The 17,572-nt window shown below is 71.0% G+C and carries 1 protein-coding gene; it reads left to right on the top strand.

Features of this window, described 5'->3' with window-relative positions; genetic code table 11:
• Positions 1–28 precede the first annotated feature (28 nt).
• On the top strand, positions 29–17,572 hold the full coding sequence (locus EIZ44_RS22525; protein ID WP_134731012.1) for a non-ribosomal peptide synthetase: 17,544 nt from the start codon (positions 29–31) through the stop codon (positions 17,570–17,572).

Here is a 17,572-nt window from a genome sequence, read left to right as displayed (position 1 = left end):
TGGTGTGCCCGGAAGGTAGCGAACGACGATGACCGCCCAAGACAAATCAGCCGAACCGGATCCGGCTGCTGCTCTGCCTGCGTTGTTCGCTGCTCAGGTGCGGCGGGCTCCGGATGCACTCGCTGTCGAAAGTGCGGAGACCCGCCTGACCTACGCCGAGTTGGCCGGTGAGGCAGGCAAGCTCGCCGCCTACCTGCTGCGGCTCGGGTTGCGTACGGAGGACCGGGTCGGGGTGTTGGCGGAGCGGTCGGCCGGGCTGGTCGTCGCGGAGTTGGCGGTGGTCATCGCGGGCGGGGCGTATGTTCCGCTCGATCGGCGGGCGCCGGACGGGCGGTTGCGGACGCTGCTGGGCGAGGCCGGGGTCACGGTGCTGCTGACTGACGACCCGGTCCGGGCGGCGGAGGTCCACAGTGGACAAATCGTCGTGCTCGGGCGGGCGTTGCCGGAGGCGGAATTCCCCTCCGTGGCACTGCATCCGGACAATCTGGCGTATCTGATGCATACTTCCGGCTCGACTGGAACGCCCAAGGGGGTCGCGGTCCGGCATCGGGATGTTGCGGCGCTCGCGGCGGACCGGAGATTCGCTCGGGACGCGCATCGGCGGGTGTTGCTGCACTCGCCTGCGGCCTTCGACGCCTCCACGTATGAGATGTGGGTCCCGCTCTTGAACGGCGGGACCGTGGTGGTCGCGCCGCCTGGTGACCTCGACGTCGAGAGCCTCCGCGAAGTTCTGTCCCGGTTCGAGGTCGGTGCGATCTGGTTGACCGCGGGCCTTTTCCGGGTCGTCGCGCAGGAAGCGCCGGACTGTTTCCAGCGTGTGCGAGAGGTCTGGACCGGCGGCGACGTCGTCCCGCCCGGAGCGGTGCGGCGGGTGTTGCGGGCCTGCCCCGGCGTCACGGTCGTCGACGGGTACGGTCCGACCGAGACCACCACCTTCATGACGGCCCACGCGGTCGAGTCGGCGGACGTCACGGCGATTCCGATCGGCCGCCCGCTGGACGGCGTGCGCGCGTATGTCCTGGACGACGCGTTGAATCCGGTCCCGACCGGCGACCTGTACCTGGCCGGCGCGGGGCTGGCGCGCGGCTACTGGGCGCGTCCCGGGGCGACGGCGGAGAAGTTCGTCGCCGATCCCGTGGTGCTGGGCGAGCGGATGTACCGTACTGGCGACGTGGTCCGCCGGAACGACCGGGGCGAGCTGGAATTTCTCGGCCGTACCGACGATCAGGTCAAGATCCGCGGGTTCCGGGTGGAACTCGGTGAGATCGAATCCGTGCTTGCCGCGGACGACACGGTCGCGGAGGCCGTGGTCGTCGCGCGGCAGGACGGATCGGGCATCAAGCGGCTGGTCGGCTACGTCGTGTTGGTGCCGGGCGCGCTGCGGAAGGATTTGAAAGCCGTTGTCGCGGCGGTGTTGCCGAGTTATCAGGTGCCGTCGGCGATTGTCGTGTTGGACGAGCTTCCGTTGAGTGCCAATGGAAAGGTCGATCGGAGAGCGCTGCCTGCGCCGTCGGCGGAGCCGGAAGGTGCCGAGCCAGGGACGGATACTGAACGCGCCGTTGCCGAGGTCGTCACGGAAGTGCTGGGCCTGGACCGGATCGGTGTCGAGGACGATTTCTTCGCCTTGGGCGGCGACTCGATCCTGGCCGTGCAGGCCTTGTCCCGCCTGCGCCGGAGGTTCGGCGCGGACCTCTCGGCGCGGGCGCTCTTCGACGCGCCCACCGTGGCACAGCTCGCCCGACTGCTGGAAAGTGGTCCGCGAGCCGAGCAGGCGATTCCGGTGGCGTCGCCGAGGGAACTGCTTCCGCTGTCTCCGGCGCAGCGGCGGTTGTGGCTCCTCGACGAGATGACCTGCGGCAGCACCGAGTACAACACCGGCGTCGGGATCCGCCTGTCCGGCCCGCTCGACCTCGACAAGCTGCACGGGGCGCTGGCCTCGCTGTGCGCGCGGCACGAATCGCTGCGAACGACCTTCGATTCCATTGAGGGACAAGGAAAACAGCGGATAGCGCCAACCGGGGAACTACCCTTGAGGATAGCGGATTCCACCCCGGACGACGAGACACTGAAGGCTGAACTGCGCGCACCGTTCGACCTCCGGACGGGTCCGCTGACTCGATCCGTCCTGTTCCCGCTCGCCCCGGACGAGCACCTGCTTCTCCTGTGCCAGCACCACATCGTGACGGACGGCCGGTCGATCGCCGTGCTCACCGGCGAACTCCTCGACCTGTACGGCGGCGCGTCCCTGCCCCCGCTTCCGCTCGGCTACCAGGACTACGCCCAGTGGCGGCTGGCGTCCGAACGTCTCGACCAGCTCGGCTACTGGCGCGAAGCACTCGACGGCCTCGAACCTCTCACACTGCCGACCGACCGCCCCCGGCCCCCGCAGCGCACCACCGAAGGCGCGGTGCACCGGCACGACCTGCTCGCCGAGTTGGTCCGCGCCATCGCGGAAGCGGGCCGCACACAGGGTGCCACGCTGTTCATGACCCTGACTGCGGCCGTCCAGGTCGTCCTGGCTGCGTATAGCGGGCAACGGGACATCGCGGTCGGCACCGCAGTGTCCGGACGCGAGCGGGCGGAACTTGAGCAGCTGACCGGGTTCTTCGTCAATACCCTCGTGCTGCGGTCCTCAGTGGACAGTGCGCAGCCGTTCGATGATTTCCTGACCGAGTTCCGCGAAACCGTGCTGGCCGCTTTCGCACACGGTGACGTCCCGTTCGACCGCGTCGTGGAGGAAGCCCAACCGGAGCGCGACCCGTCGCGGACGCCGTTGGTGCAGGCTGTCGTAGTGCTGCAACGCCCGTTGGTGGAAGAGCGTACGGTCGCCGGGTTGCAGGTGAGCGAGTATGCCCTGCCACGACCCTCGGCACGCTTCGATCTCGTGGTCGAGTTCTGGCCGCAACCCGACGGCCTGCGCGTCACCGTCGAATACGCCACCGCGCTCTTCGACGCCGCCACCATCGAACGGCTCACGCAGAGCCTGGAAGTCCTGCTCGCTGGCATCGCCACCGACCCGGCGCGGCCGATAGCCGACCTTCCGCTGCTCACCGCCGACGACCGTCGGTTCCTGCTCCCGGCACCCGCCGAAAGCACGCCCGTCGAAACGGTGCCGGAGCGGTTCGACCGATGCGCGGAACGACAACCCGACCAGACCGCGGTCGTGAGCGGCGACATCCGGCTGACCTACGCAGAACTACAGTCCCGGGCAAACGGTCTCGCCCAGCGCCTGATCCGGCAAGGCGTCCGCCCGGAGGAGCGGGTCGGCGTGCTGATGGACCGCTCGGCCGACCTCGTCGTGGCCGTGCTCGCGATCCTCAAGGCAGGCGCGGCCTATCTCCCGCTGGACCTGCGCGCCCCGGCCGATCGCCTGCGCTGCGTCCTTGACGGAGTGTCGCTGGTGCTCACCGACCACACCTGGCACGACACCGCGGCAACCGTCCACAAAGGAACGTCCTTGGTCGTGGCGGATGTGGACGGACCAGCCCCGGAAATCACGCTGAGCCCCCAAAATCTGGCCTACGTCGAGTACACCTCAGGCTCCACCGGCGTCCCCAAGGGCGTCGCAGTACGCCATGCGGACGTCACGGCGCTCGCGACCGATCCGCGCTTCGCCAGTCACGAGCGCGTCCTGCTGCATTCCCCGCTCGCCTTCGACGCCTCGACCTACGAGCTGTGGGTGCCGCTGCTCAACGGCGGCACAGTGATCGTCGCGCCGCCCGGTGACCTGGACGCCGACGCGATCCAGCAGCTGGTCGCGCAGCACGACATCACCGCACTCTGGCTGACCGCGGGCCTGTTCCGGCTCTTCGCCGAGGAGACGCCCGAGTGCTTCGCCGGACTCCGCGAGGTCTGGACCGGCGGCGACGTCGTGCCCCCGCCCGCCGTGCGAAGGGTCCTCGACCGCTGCCCGGGGACCGCGGTCGTGGACGGCTACGGTCCGACCGAGACCACCACCTTCGCCACCTCGTTCCGGATGTCGGCCGAGGTCCCGGATGTGATCCCGATCGGAACGCCGCTGCGGGACGTCCGGATCCACGTCGTCGACGACCGGTTCCGCCTGCTGCCGCGCGGCGCGGCCGGCGAGGTCTGCATCGCTGGTGCTGGGCTCGCGCGCGGGTACTTCGGGCAGCCGGGGCTGACCGCGGAGCGGTTCGTCGCCGACCCGTTCGGCGAGCCCGGGTCCAGGATGTACCGGACCGGCGACCTGGGCCGATGGCGCACCGACGGGACGCTCGAGTTCCTCGGCCGCGTGGACGACCAGGTCAAGATCCGCGGCTTCCGGGTCGAACCGGCCGAGATCGAACGCGCCCTGGCCGCCGAAGAAGGGGTGGCGCAGGCGTTCGTGACGATCCGGGCGACCGGCGGACGCAAGCAACTGGTCGGCTACGTGGTCCCGGCGAACATCGACACCGAAGCACTCCGCCGGGCCGTCGCGCGCACGCTGCCGGACTACATGGTGCCGTCAGTGCTCGTCCCGTTGGCCGAGCTGCCGCTCACCGCCAATGGCAAGGTCGACCGTCGTGCGCTGCCGGAGCCGCAGGTCGCCAGCGAGCGGACAGTGGCCCCGCGCACCGAACGGGAGGCCGTGCTCGCCGGGATCTGGGCGGACGTGCTCGGCCTCGACCGCGTCGGCGTGGACGACAACTTCTTCGCTCTCGGCGGCGATTCGATCCTGAGCATCCAGGTGAGTTCCCGGGCCCGGCAAGCGGGGCTCAGCGTGACCACCGCGGACCTGTTCCGCCACCAGACCATCGCCGCGCTCGCCCCGACGGTCAGCGAAGCCGCGGCGATCCCGGCGCGCGGCCCGGAAAGCGGCGACGTCGTCCTCACCCCGATCCAGCACTGGTTCTTCGGCCTGGACGCGGATCGCTTCGACCAGACGATCGCCGTCGAACTGCCCGCCGACGTCGACTTGACCGCGCTGATCCGCGCGCTGGCGGCGTTGTCCGAACGGCACGACGCGCTGCGGATGCGGTTCAGCCACGACCGCGAGGCCTGGCACCAGCACAACGCCCCGGTCGGCGAAGGGCACACGCTGCTGCGCTGGTCGCTGACCGGCGAACCGCGGACGCTGCACCTGGCCGCGCACCACCTGGTGGTCGACGGCGTGTCGTGGCGGTTGCTGCTCGAAGACCTCGACCGCGCTTACCAGCAGGCCGTGCGCGAGGAACCGATCGACCTCGGTCCGCGGACGACGTCCTACCGCGAGTGGGCGAGCAGGCTGGCCGAGCACGCGGCAGCGGGCGGCTTCGACGACGAACTCGCGCACTGGTGGGAGCTGCCCACGCCGGCCCCGCTCCCGGTCGACGGCACGGCGGAGAACACCTTCGGCCGCGCCCGCGTCGTCACCGCCCGGCTCACCGCCGACGAGACGCGCGCGCTGCTGCGCGAGGTGCCGCAGGCGTACCGGACACAGGTCAACGACGTGCTGCTGGCCGCGCTGGGCCGGGTGCTGGGGGACTGGACCGGGCACCGGCCGGTGATCGACCTCGAAGGGCACGGCCGCGAGGAGCTGTTCGACGGGGTCGACCTGTCGCGGACGGTCGGCTGGTTCACCAGCATCTTCCCGGTGGCGCTGGACGTTCCGGACGGCTGGGGCGCGGCGCTCAAGGCGGTCAAGGAGCAGCTGCGCGCGGTGCCGCGCCGGGGGATCGGCTACGGCGCGCTGCGGTATCTCGCCGGGTCCGCGCCGGTGATCGAGCCGCAGGTGAGCTTCAACTATCTCGGCCAGTTCGACCTGCCCGGCGGCCTGACCCTGCACCGGGAACTCGCGCTGGACGTCTCGCCGGACACCGTCCGTCCGCACCTGCTGGAGGTGGTCGGTCGCGTCGAGGGCGGAGAGCTGGAGCTGGCCTGGCATTACGCCGAAGGCGTCCACGAGGAATCCACTGTGGACCGGCTGGCGACGGCGATGGCCGAAGCGCTGCGCGAGATTATCCGGCACTGCGCGGAGCCGGAAGCAGGCGGCCGGACGCCGTCGGACTTCCCGCTGGCCGCAATAGAGCAATCCACAGTAGACGCATTGGTCGGCGACGGCCGGGACGTCGAGGACATTTACCCGCTGACTCCGATGCAGGCCGGGATGGTGTTCCACGACCTCGCCCAGTCCGGCGACCGCGTCTACTTTGAACAGGTTTCGTTCACTGTGGACGATGTGCCCGATCCGCAACGGCTCGGCGAGGCTTGGCGACGGATGGTCGAGCGGACCCCGATACTGCGCAGCCGGATCGTGTGGGACGGCGTGCCCCAGCCGCTGCAGATCGTGCACCGTAAGGTCGAACTGCCAGTGTCCTATCTGGACTGGTCCACTGTGGATGCCGAGGAAGCGCTGAAGCGGCTTCTGGCACAGGATCTTGCGGAGGGATTCGATCTCGCCCAAGCCCCGCTGGCCCGGCTGGTGATCGCGAAGGAATCTGCCACCCGGGTGCGGGTGCTCTGGACCTTCCACCACGTCCTCCTCGACGGCTGGAGCGTCTTCGGCATGCTCTCCGACATCGTCGCCCTGCTGCGCGGTGAAGAACCGCCCGTCCGGCCGCCCTTCCGCGACTACGCGGCCTGGCTCGCCGCGCAGGACGACGAGCGCGCCGAGGCGCACTGGCGAGCCGAACTCGCCGGGGTCGCACCGACTCCGTTGCCGCTCGAACGCCCCGCCGCCCGCACGCACACGTCGAGTTCGACCGGCCGGATCCCGGTGGAACTGGACGACGAGACGTCCGCCGCGGTGTACGCCTTCGCGCGGCGGAACCGGCTGACGGTCAACACGGTCGTCCAAGGTGCGTGGGCCGCGTTGCTGGCACGCTACAGCGGCGAAGCCAAGGTGTGCTTCGGCGCGACGGTGTCCGGCCGTCCAGCGGAATTGCCCGGCGCGGACGACATCCCCGGCATCTTCATCAATACGCTGCCAGTGCGCGTCCGGCTCGACGGCACCTGCGCGGTCACGGACTGGCTGCGCGATCTCCAAGCGGCACAAGCGGAATCGCGCCGCTTCGGGCACGTCGGCCTGACGAAACTGCAAGCGTGGAGCGGCGGCGGGAGCCTGTTCGACAGCATCGTCGTCTTCGAGAACTACCCGATCGACGAGGTCTCCGAACTGCGCGACGTCCGTGCGGCCGAACGGACCAGCTACCCGCTGGGCGTCGTCGCCTACCCCGGACGGAAGCTGTCGCTCATTCTCACGCACGACCCGGAGCGGATCGGCGACTCGGCGGCGGCGAGGCTCGCGGCGCACCTCGAAGCACTGGTCCGGGGCATGGTCGCGGCCCCGCACGAGCCGGTGTCCCGGGTGCCGATGCTCTCCGAGACCGAGATCAACCACCTGCTCGCCGAGCGGAACGAGACGGCCCGCCCGCTCCCGGCCAAGGCGGTGCCCGAGCTCTTCGAGGCCCAGGTCCGGCGGAGTCCGGACGCCCTCGCGCTTGTAACGGACGACGAGCAGATCACCTACCGCGAACTCGACGTCCGCGCGAACCGCCTGGCCCACCGGCTGATCGCCGCCGGAGTGCGGGCCGAGGACCGGGTTGCCGTCCTGATGAACCGCTCGCCGGAACTCGTCGTCGCGGAACTGGCGATCGTCAAGGCCGGTGGCGCTTACCTGCCGTTGGACCTGCGCGCCCCGGCCGACCGGCTGCGCCTGCTCCTGCACGAGGCCGAGGCAACCGTCCTCCTGGCCGACGCGGCTTGGCTGGAGACCGCCGAAGACGTCCACACCGGCACTGTCCTCACCGGCGACAGCAGCGCCCCCGCCACTCCGCCGGACGTCCGGGTCGACCCCGAACAACTCGCCTACGTCATCTACACGTCCGGTTCGACCGGCCGCCCGAAGGGCGTTTCGGCGCGGCATTGCGACGTCGTGGCGCTCACGCTCGACCAGCGCTTCGCCCGCCACGACCGGATTCTGCTGCACTCGCAACAGGCCTTCGACGCCGCGACCTACGAGCTGTGGGTGCCGCTGCTCAACGGCGGCACGGTCGTGCTGGCCCCGCCGGGAGACGTGGACGTCGAGACGCTCGGCCGCTCGCTCACCACGCACGGCGTGACCGGCGCGTTCCTCACCACCGGCCTGTTCCGCCTGGTCGCGCAGGAATCGCCGGAGGTCTTCGCGGGCGTGCGCGAAGTCTGGACCGGCGGCGACGCCGTCCCCGCGGCCGCGCTGCGCCGGGTCCAGGCGGCCTGCCCGGACACCCTGGTCGCCGACGTCTACGGCCCCACCGAGACCACGACGTTCGCGACCGTGCACCCGCTGCCCGGCGAGGTCCCGGACGTCGTCCCGATCGGCGGACCGCTCGACCACACCCGCGTGTACGTCCTCGACGACGACCTCCGGCTCGTCCCGCCCGGCGCGCCCGGCGAACTGCACATCGCCGACGCGGGCCTGGCGCGCGGTTACCTCGGGCGGTCTGGGCTGACCGCGGACCGGTTCGTCGCGGATCCGTTCGGCCCGCCGGGGGAGCGGATGTACCGCACCGGCGACCTCGTCCGCTGGAACGACGAAGGCGCGCTCGAGTTCGTCGGCCGGGCCGACGAGCAGGTCAAGATCCGCGGGTTCCGGGTCGAACCGAGCGAAATCGAGGCCGCGCTCGGCGAGCATCCCGGCGTCGAACAGGCCGCCGTGCTGGCCCGCGAGGACGGCGGCGTGAAGCGGCTGGTCGCCTACATCGTCGGCAAGACCGACGGTCTGGCGGAATTCCTCGGCCGGACGCTGCCGGACTATATGGTGCCCGCCGCGTTCGTGCGGCTGGAGCGGTTCCCGGTGAACGTCAACGGGAAGCTCGACCGGCAGGCGCTGCCCACTCCCGAATTCGGCGCGCGGGACCACGTCGCGCCGAGGACCGAGCGCGAACGCGCCATCGCCGAGATCTGGGCCGACGTGCTCAGCGTCGACCGCGTCGGCGCGACCGACGACTTCTTCGAGCTCGGCGGCGATTCGATCCTCAGCATGCAGGTCGTCTCCCGCGCCCGCCGGGCCGGACTGGAGCTGCAGCCCGGCGATCTGTTCGCCCACCGGACCCCGGCCGCGCTCGCCGCGGCGGCCCGCACCGCGACGACGGTGGCCGAGCACGGCCCGGTCCACGGCCCGGTGCCGCTCACGCCGATCCAGCGCTGGTTCTTCGCGACGCAAACCGCCGAACCGGACCACTTCCACCAGTTCGTCCACTTGGGAACGCTCGATCCGGACGCGGCGCGCGCGGCCGTCGAGGCGCTGCTTGCCCACCACGACGCGCTCCGGATGCGCTTCGCCCGCGGCGAAACGCACTGGCTTCAGGAGAACGGCCCGGTCGGGGCCGAGGCACCGCTGGTCCGGTTCGAGCAGGACCGGCTGTCCGTGCACCATCTCGTGGTCGACGGCGTCTCGTGGCGCGTGCTCATCGAGGACTTCGAGCGCGCCTACGACCAGGTGCGGGAAGGCAAACCGATCGACCTCGGCCCGCGCACGACGTCCTTCCGCGACTGGGCGATCCGCCTCTCGGAGCACGCTGCCGCAGGCGGGTTCGACGACGAACTCGGCTACTGGCGCGGCGTTTCCGGCCGGACTACGGTGCCGGTCGACGGCCGAGGCGACGCGACCAACGCTTCCCTGCGCTCCGTGACCGTCCGGCTGTCGGCGGCGGAGACCGGGGCGCTGCTGCGAGACGTCCCGAAGGCGTATCGCACGCAGGTCAACGACGTGCTGCTCACCGCCCTCGGCCGCGTCTTGCGCGACTGGACCGGCGGGACCGCGGTGGTCGACCTGGAAGGCCACGGCCGCGAGGACCTGTTCGACGACGTCGACCTGTCCCGGACGGTCGGCTGGTTCACCACGGTCTTCCCCGTGGCGCTGGACGTGCCGGACGACTGGGGCAAGGCGCTCAAGTCCGTCAAGGAACAGTTGCGCGCGGTGCCGCGCCGGGGGATCGGTTACGGTGCACTGCGCTACCTGACCGGCACCGCGCCGGAAATCGACCCGCAGGTGAGCTTCAACTACCTCGGCCAGTTCGGCTCCGGCCGTCTCGAATCCGACGAAAGTCCGCGCTCGGCTCGCGCGCACCTGCTCGACGTCGTCGGCCGTGTCGAATCCGATGAACTGGAATTGACCTGGTACTACGCCGAAGGCATCCACGAAGAATCCACTGTGGACACGCTCGCCGCCGCGATGACGAGCGCGCTGCGTGAAATCATCCGGCACTGCGCCGAGCCGGGCGCGGGCGGCCGGACGCCGTCGGACTTCCCGCTCGCCGCCCTCGACCAATCCACTGTGGACGAGCTGGTCGGCGACGGCCGCGAGATCGAGGACGTCTACCCGCTGACACCCATGCAGTCCGGGATGGTGTTCCACGCGCTGTCCCAGCCCGGCGAGCGGGTCTACTTCCAGCAGGTCGGGTTTGTGCTGGATGGCGTCGAGGACCTGGCCGCGCTGGAACGGGCGTGGCGGCGGGTGGTCGACCGGACGCCGGTGCTGCGGACGCGGATCGCCTGGGAGGGCGTGCCCGAACCGGTCCAGGTCGTCCAGCGGCAGGTCCCGGTCCCGATCGTGCGGCACGATTGGCGCGGCCGCACTCCGGACGAACGCGACCAGGCGTGGCAGGACCTGCTGGCCGCCGACCGGGCGCAAGGTCTCGATTTCACCGAAATGCCGTTGCTGCGACTGGCTTTCGCGCGGTTGTCGGACGCCGAATTCCGCGTGCTGTGGACGTTCCATCACGTCCTGCTCGACGGCTGGAGCGTCTTCGGCGTGCTGTCCGACGTCTTCGCCGCGTACTCCGGTGCGGAGCTGCCCGAGCGACCGCCGTTCCGCGACTACGTCGCCTGGCTGGATCGCCAGGACGACGCGGCCGCCGAGGAACACTGGCGGCGCGAACTCGGCAGCCTCGTCGCTCCCGCCAGGCTGCCCTACGACCGGGCTCCCGCGCAGGCGCACACGAGCCGGTCGTCGGAATGGCTGCGCGTGCCGGTCGAAAACTCGGGACGGCTGCGTGACTTCGCGCGCCGGGCCGGTCTCACGCTCAACACCGTTTTGCAGGGCGCGTGGGCGCTGGTGCTGGCGAGGCTCAGCGGCGAGCGCGACGTCTGCTTCGGCACCACGGTTTCCGGGCGTCCGGTCGACCTTCCCGGCGCGGACGACATCACCGGCATCTTCATCAACACCCTGCCCGTGCGGACCACCGTGACCGGGGCTGACGTGACCGAGTGGCTGGCTGAGTTGCAGGCCGCGCAAGTCGAATCCCGTCGTTACAGCCACCTTCCGCTGACGAAGCTGCAGGCGTGGAGTGGGTGCGGCGGAAGCCTTTTCGACAGCATCGTGGTGTTCGAGAACTACCCCATCGACAAGGCTTCGACGCCCGGGCTGCGGCTGCGCGACGTCGACGCGGCCGAGACGACGAACTATCCGATCAGCATCGTCGCGTCGCCGGGGGAGCAGCTGACCCTCGACATCGGCTACGACCCAGACCTGTTCGACCCCGAGACCGCCGAGCGGATCACCCGGCAACTCCTCGCCGTTCTCGACGCCTTCAGCGCGGGCCCGGGATCGCTGGAAGACATCGAACTGCTCACGACGGCCGAACGGCAGCAAGTGCTCCACGACTGGAACGACACTGCCCAGCCGCTCCCGGACGACGACCTGTCCGAATTGTTCGCCGAGCAGGTCCGGCAAGCGCCGGAAGCGGTCGCGGTGGCGGGCGACGGGATCCGCCTGACGTACGCGGAGCTCGACCGGCAATCCGACCGCCTCGCCCGCTACCTGGTTTCGCTGGGTGCGGGTCCGGAAACGCTCGTCGGCGTGCTGATGGACCGTTCGCCCGGGCTGATCGTCGCCGAGCTGGCGATCGTCAAAGCCGGTGCGGCCTACCTGCCGCTCGACACCCGCGCGCCCGAACCCCGGCTCAAAACCCTCTTGTCCGGCGTGAAGATCCTGGTCACCGACGACAAATGGCGTGATACCGCAGCTAAGGTCCACAGTGGACCCACGGCCGTGCCCGGCGAGCACAGCGCGGCGGTAAAGCTCCCGAAGGCGGACCCGGCGAACCTGGCGTACGTCATGTACACCTCGGGGTCGACCGGAAAGCCGAAGGGCGTCGCGCCCACTCGCCGCGACATCGTGGCGCTGGCGGCCGACCGGCGTTTCGCCGGGCACCGCCGGGTGTTGCTGCACGCGTCGCAGGCTTTCGACGCTTCGACGTACGAACTCTGGGTGCCGCTGCTCAACGGCGGGACGGTCGTCGTCGCCCCGCCCGGCGACCTCGATCTGGACACCATCGGCCGCCTGTTCGCCGAGCACCGGGTCGACGCTGCCTTCCTCGCCACCGGCCTGTTCCGGCTCGCGGCCCGGGAAACGCCGGAGATCTTCCGCGGCCTGAAGGAGGTCTGGGCCGGTGGCGACGCGGTCCCGTCGGCTGCCGTGCGGCGCGTGCGGGAAACCTGCCCGGACACGACCGTCGTGGACGTCTACGGCCCGACCGAGACCACGACGTTCGCTCTGGCGCATCCGGTCCTCGGTCCGGTGCCGGACGTGGTGCCGATCGGGAAACCGCTGGACAACACCCGCGCCTACGTCCTCGGCCTGGACCTGCGGCCGGTGCCGCCGGGCGCGCTCGGCGAACTCCACCTCGCCGGCGCGGGCCTGGCGCGCGGCTACTACGGCGCTCCCGGCCTGACCGCCGAACGGTTCCTGCCCGACCCGTTCGGGCCGCCGGGGGAGCGGATGTACCGCACTGGCGACCTTGTCCGCTGGACCGCGCGGGGCGAACTGGACTTCGCCGGCCGCGTGGACGAGCAGGTCAAGATCCGCGGCTTCCGGATCGAACCCGGCGAGGTCGAGGCCGCGCTCGCCGCGCACCCCGGCATCTCGCAGGCCGCCGTGCTGGCTCGCGAGGACCACGGCGTCAAGCGGCTCGTCGCTTATTACACCGGCGAAGCGGACGAGCTGCCCGCGTTCCTCGGCCGGACCTTGCCGGACTATATGGTCCCGGCCGCGTTCGTCCGGCTGGACCGTTTTCCCTTGAACCACAACGGAAAACTCGACCGGAACGCCCTGCCTGCCCCGGACTTCGCCGCGACCGGCGCCCGCACCGCCCCGGCGACTGAGGCCGAACGGGTCCTGGCCGGGATCTGGTCGGAGGTGCTTGGCGTCGAGGACGTCGGGGCCGAGACGAACTTCTTCGAACTCGGCGGCGATTCGATTCTCAGCATCCAGGTCGTCTCCCGGGCGCGCCGCGCCGGGCTGATCCTGTTGCCGCACAAGGTGTTCCGGCACCCGACGCTGGCCGCGCTCGCCGCGCACGCCGGAGGCGACCGCGGGCCGAAGGCCGAGCAAGGACCGGTCGTCGGCGAAGCGCCGCTCACGCCGATCCAGCGCTGGTACTTCGAGACCCAGCCGGAGCGGTTCGACCAGCGGGTCGTCCTGGAATTCGCCGAGGACGTCGACGAGCCCGCGCTGCGCCGGGCGCTCGCCACGGTCTGGGCGCACCACGACGCCCTGCGCCTGCGGTTCGGCCAAACTCAGCACAGCGACCCGCCCGGCCCGGCGGACCTGCTCGTCGGCGAGCCCGTCTTCGATTTCCGACACGGCCCGCTGCTGAATACTGTCCTCGACGGACGACGGCTGCTGCTGGCCGCGCACCACCTGGTCATCGACGGCGTGTCGTGGCGGATCCTCTTGGAGGACCTGGAAACCGCCTACCGAGGCGATGACCTGGAACCGAAGACGACGTCGTTCCTTGCCTGGGCCCGACGGCTCGCCGAACACGCCGAGGCAGGCGGTTTCGACGACGAACTCGCCCACTGGCAAGCCCTTCCGCCAGTCACGCCGGGCGAGCCGGGCATCATCGCCGACACCCGCGAGGTCACCGTCCGCCTCACCGCCGAGGAGACCCGGGCGCTGCTGCAGGACGTCCCCGAGGTCTACCGGACGCAGGTCAACGACGTGCTGCTGACCGCGCTGGGCCGCGTCCTCAGGGACTGGACCGGCGAAATCCCGGTGATCGACCTGGAGGGCCACGGCCGCGAAGACCTGTTCGAGGGGGTCGACCTGTCCCGGACGGTCGGCTGGTTCACCAGCATGTTCCCGGTCGCGCTGGACGTCCCGGACGAATGGGGTCTCGCGCTGAAGTCGGTCAAGGAACAGCTGCGCGCGATCCCGCGGCGAGGCATCGGTTACGGCGCACTGCGCTACCTGACCGGCACGGCCCCGGCGATCGACCCGCAGGTGAGCTTCAACTACCTCGGCCAGTTCAGCGCGGCCGAAGGCGGGCTGTTCCGCGTCGGCAGCCTGGACGCCGACGTCGACCCGGAAGCACCTCGCACCCACATGCTCGACGTCGTCGGCCGGGTCGAAGCAGGCGTGCTGGAACTGACCTGGTCGCACGCCACCGCCGGGGACGCCGTCGAAACCCTGGCCGAGCAGATGCTGACGGCACTGCGGGAAATCATCGTGCACTGCGCCGAGCCGGACGCGGGCGGACGCACCCCTTCCGACTTCCCGCTCGCCGCGCTCGATCAAGCGGGAGTGGACCAGCTCGTCGCAGGCCAGACGGTCGAGGACATCTATCCGCTGACGCCGATGCAGGGCGGAATGGTCTTCCACGGACTGTCCCAGACCGCGCAGGGCATGTACTTCGAGCAGGCGACCTTCGTCCTCGAAGGTGTCACCGATCCGCAGCGGCTCGGCGCGGCGTGGCAGCAGGTCGTCGACCGCACGCCGGTCCTGCGGACGTCGTTCGTCTGGACCGGCGTGGACGAGCCGGTCCAGGTCGTGCACCGCGAAGCCGAACTGCCAGTCCGGCACCTCGACTGGACCGAGCTGGACACCCACGACGCGGAGCTGGCGCGGCTGCTCGCCGAAGACCGGGCCGAGGGCCTGGACCTGGCCGTCGCGCCGCTGGCCCGCATCGCGCTCGCCCGGCTGTCCGGCACGGAAGTCCTGGTGCTGTGGACGTTCCACCACGTCCTCCTCGACGGCTGGAGCGTCTTCCAGGTGCTCTCGGACGTCTGCACCGCCTACGCCGGACAGCCGCTGCCGTCCCGTCCGCCGTTCCGCGACTACCTCGCCTGGCTGGGCGAGCACGACCAGGCCGCGTCCGAAGAGTTCTGGCGCACCGCGCTCGCCGGGATCGAAGGCCCGACGCAGCTGCCGACCGACCGGACCCCGCCGTCCGGCCACGCCCCGTGCTCGGCCGAGTGGCTGCCCGTGCACCTGGACCGCGCCGCCACCGCCCGGCTGGACGCGTTCGTCAAACGCCACGGCCTCACGCACAACGTCGTGCTGCAGGGAGCGTGGGCGCTGCTGCTGTCGGTCTACAGTGGACAGAACGACGTCGTGTTCGGGGCGACCTCCTCCGGCCGTCCGGCCGAAGTGCCCGGGGTGGACGACATTCCGGGCATCTTCATCAACACCCTGCCGGTGCGGGTCGCGGTGGACCGGAGTGTTTCCGTCGCGGAGTGGCTCGCCCGGCTGCAGACGGCGCAGGCCGAAGCACGCGGGCACGGGCACGTCCCGCTGGCGCGCGTCCAGGGCTGGGCGGGCCTGCCCGGCGGGGTGAACCTGTGCGACAGCCTCGTGGTGTTCGAGAACTACCCGATCACCGGTGCGGCGGCGGGACACGGCCTGACCGTGCGCGACCTGTCCGCGCGGGAGACGACGAACTTCCCGATCACCGTCGTCGCCTCGCCCGGTTCGGAGCTGACGGTGGACGTCGGCTACGACCCGGCGCTCTTCGACCCCGCGACGGTGACCAGCTTGGCGGCGCGGCTGCTGGAAATCCTCAGCGGCCTGACCGCGGACGGCGACCGGACGCTCGGCTCTGTCCCGATCATGACCGCGGCCGAAACCCAGCTCCTCGCCGAACGAGCGGCGACCTGCGGCGCACCAGAACCCCGGTCGCTGCCGGATTTGTTCGCCGAGCAGGTCCGGCTCCGGCCGAACGCGCTCGCGGCCGTCCTCGACGGCGAACCGGTCACGTATGCCGAGCTGAACCGGCGGGCCAACCGTCTCGCGAACCGGCTGGCCGGGCTCGGGCTGCGGCCAGAAGAACCGGTCGGGCTCGCCGTGGACCACGCGGACGCGGTGATCGCCGAATTGGCCGTGGTCAAGGCGGGCGGCGCGTACCTGCCGATCGACGCGCGCGCTCCGCTCGAGCGGCAACGGATGCTGCTCGACGGCGTCCGGTTCATCGTTGCCGCGGAAGAACATCCTCTCGGCCAGACCGTGCTGCTGTCCTCTGTGGACGATGAGCCGGACAGCGACCCGGAGCTTGGCACTGACCCGGATCAGGCGGCCTGCGTGATGTACACGTCCGGCTCCTCCGGGGTGCCGAAGGGCGTGGTGGTGCGCCACCGCGACATCGCGGCGCTGGCCGCCGACCACCGGTTCCGCGGCGGCGCGCACGAACGGATCCTGCTGCACTCGCCGCTCGCGTTCGACGCCTCGACCTACGAGCTGTGGGTGCCGCTGCTCACCGGCGGCTGGGTCGTCACCAGCCCGGACACCGGCCTCGACGCGCCGCTGCTGCGCGGGCTCGTCCGCGAGCACGGCCTGACCTCGGTCTGGGTCACCGCGGGGCTGTTCCGGATCCTCGCCCAGGAAACGCCGGAATGCTTCGCCGGCCTGCGCGAGGTCTGGACCGGCGGCGACGTCGTCCCGGCCGAAGCGGTGCGGCGGGTGCTGGCCGCGTGTCCCGGGCTGCGGGTCGTCGACGGCTACGGCCCGACCGAGACGACCGTGTTCGCCACCGCCTATCCGATGGACGCGCCGCCGCCGGACCGGATCCCGATCGGCCGTCCGCTCGACGGCGCCCGCGTCCGGGTGCTCGACGCGGACCTGCGCCCGGTGCCGCCCGGCGTGCCCGGCGAACTGTGCCTGGCCGGCGCGGGTCTGGCCCGGGGCTACCGGGACCGGCCGGGGCTGACCGCGGACCGGTTCGTCGCCGACCCGGAAGGCCCGCCGGGGGAGCGGATGTACCGCACCGGCGACGTCGTCCGCTGGCGGCCCGACGGCGCCCTGGAGTTCCTCGGCCGCCGCGACGACCAGGTCAAGCTGCGCGGGTTCCGGGTCGAACCGGGCGAGGTCGAGGCCGCGCTGGCCCGGCATCCGGACGTCGCGCAGGCCGCGGTGCTCGTCCGGGAGCACCAGCCGGGCGCGAAGCGGCTGGTCGCGTACGTCGTGTCGGCGGCCGGAGAAGAAGCGCTCCGGGAATTCCTGGCCCGGTCGCTGCCGGACTACCTGGTGCCGTCAGTGTTCGTCGCGCTCGACCGGCTTCCGGTGAGCGCCAACGGAAAACTCGACCGGCGTGCGCTGCCCGCCCCCCAGGCGGCCGAAACCGGGCACGTCGAACCGGCGACCGAGACCGAGCGCGCGCTCGCCGGGATCTGGGCCGAGGTGCTCGGCGCGGACCGCGTCGGCACGCAGGACAATTTCTTCTCCCTCGGCGGGGATTCGCTGCGCAGCCTGCAGATTTCCGCCCAAGCCAGCGCGCTCTTCGACGTCCGGCTCACCCCGGCCGACGTGATGGCCGCGCGCACTGTCGCGGCGCTGGCCGAAACCGTCGAAGACCTCGTGCTGAGCGAGCTGGAACGGCTTGCCGCAGAACTGGAATCGTGA

Source organism: Amycolatopsis nivea, from assembly GCF_004522235.1.
In the GTDB taxonomy this organism is placed as follows: domain Bacteria; phylum Actinomycetota; class Actinomycetes; order Mycobacteriales; family Pseudonocardiaceae; genus Amycolatopsis; species Amycolatopsis nivea.
Note: the sequence above shows the minus strand (reverse complement) of the source record. Positions and strands in the feature narration are given on the sequence as shown.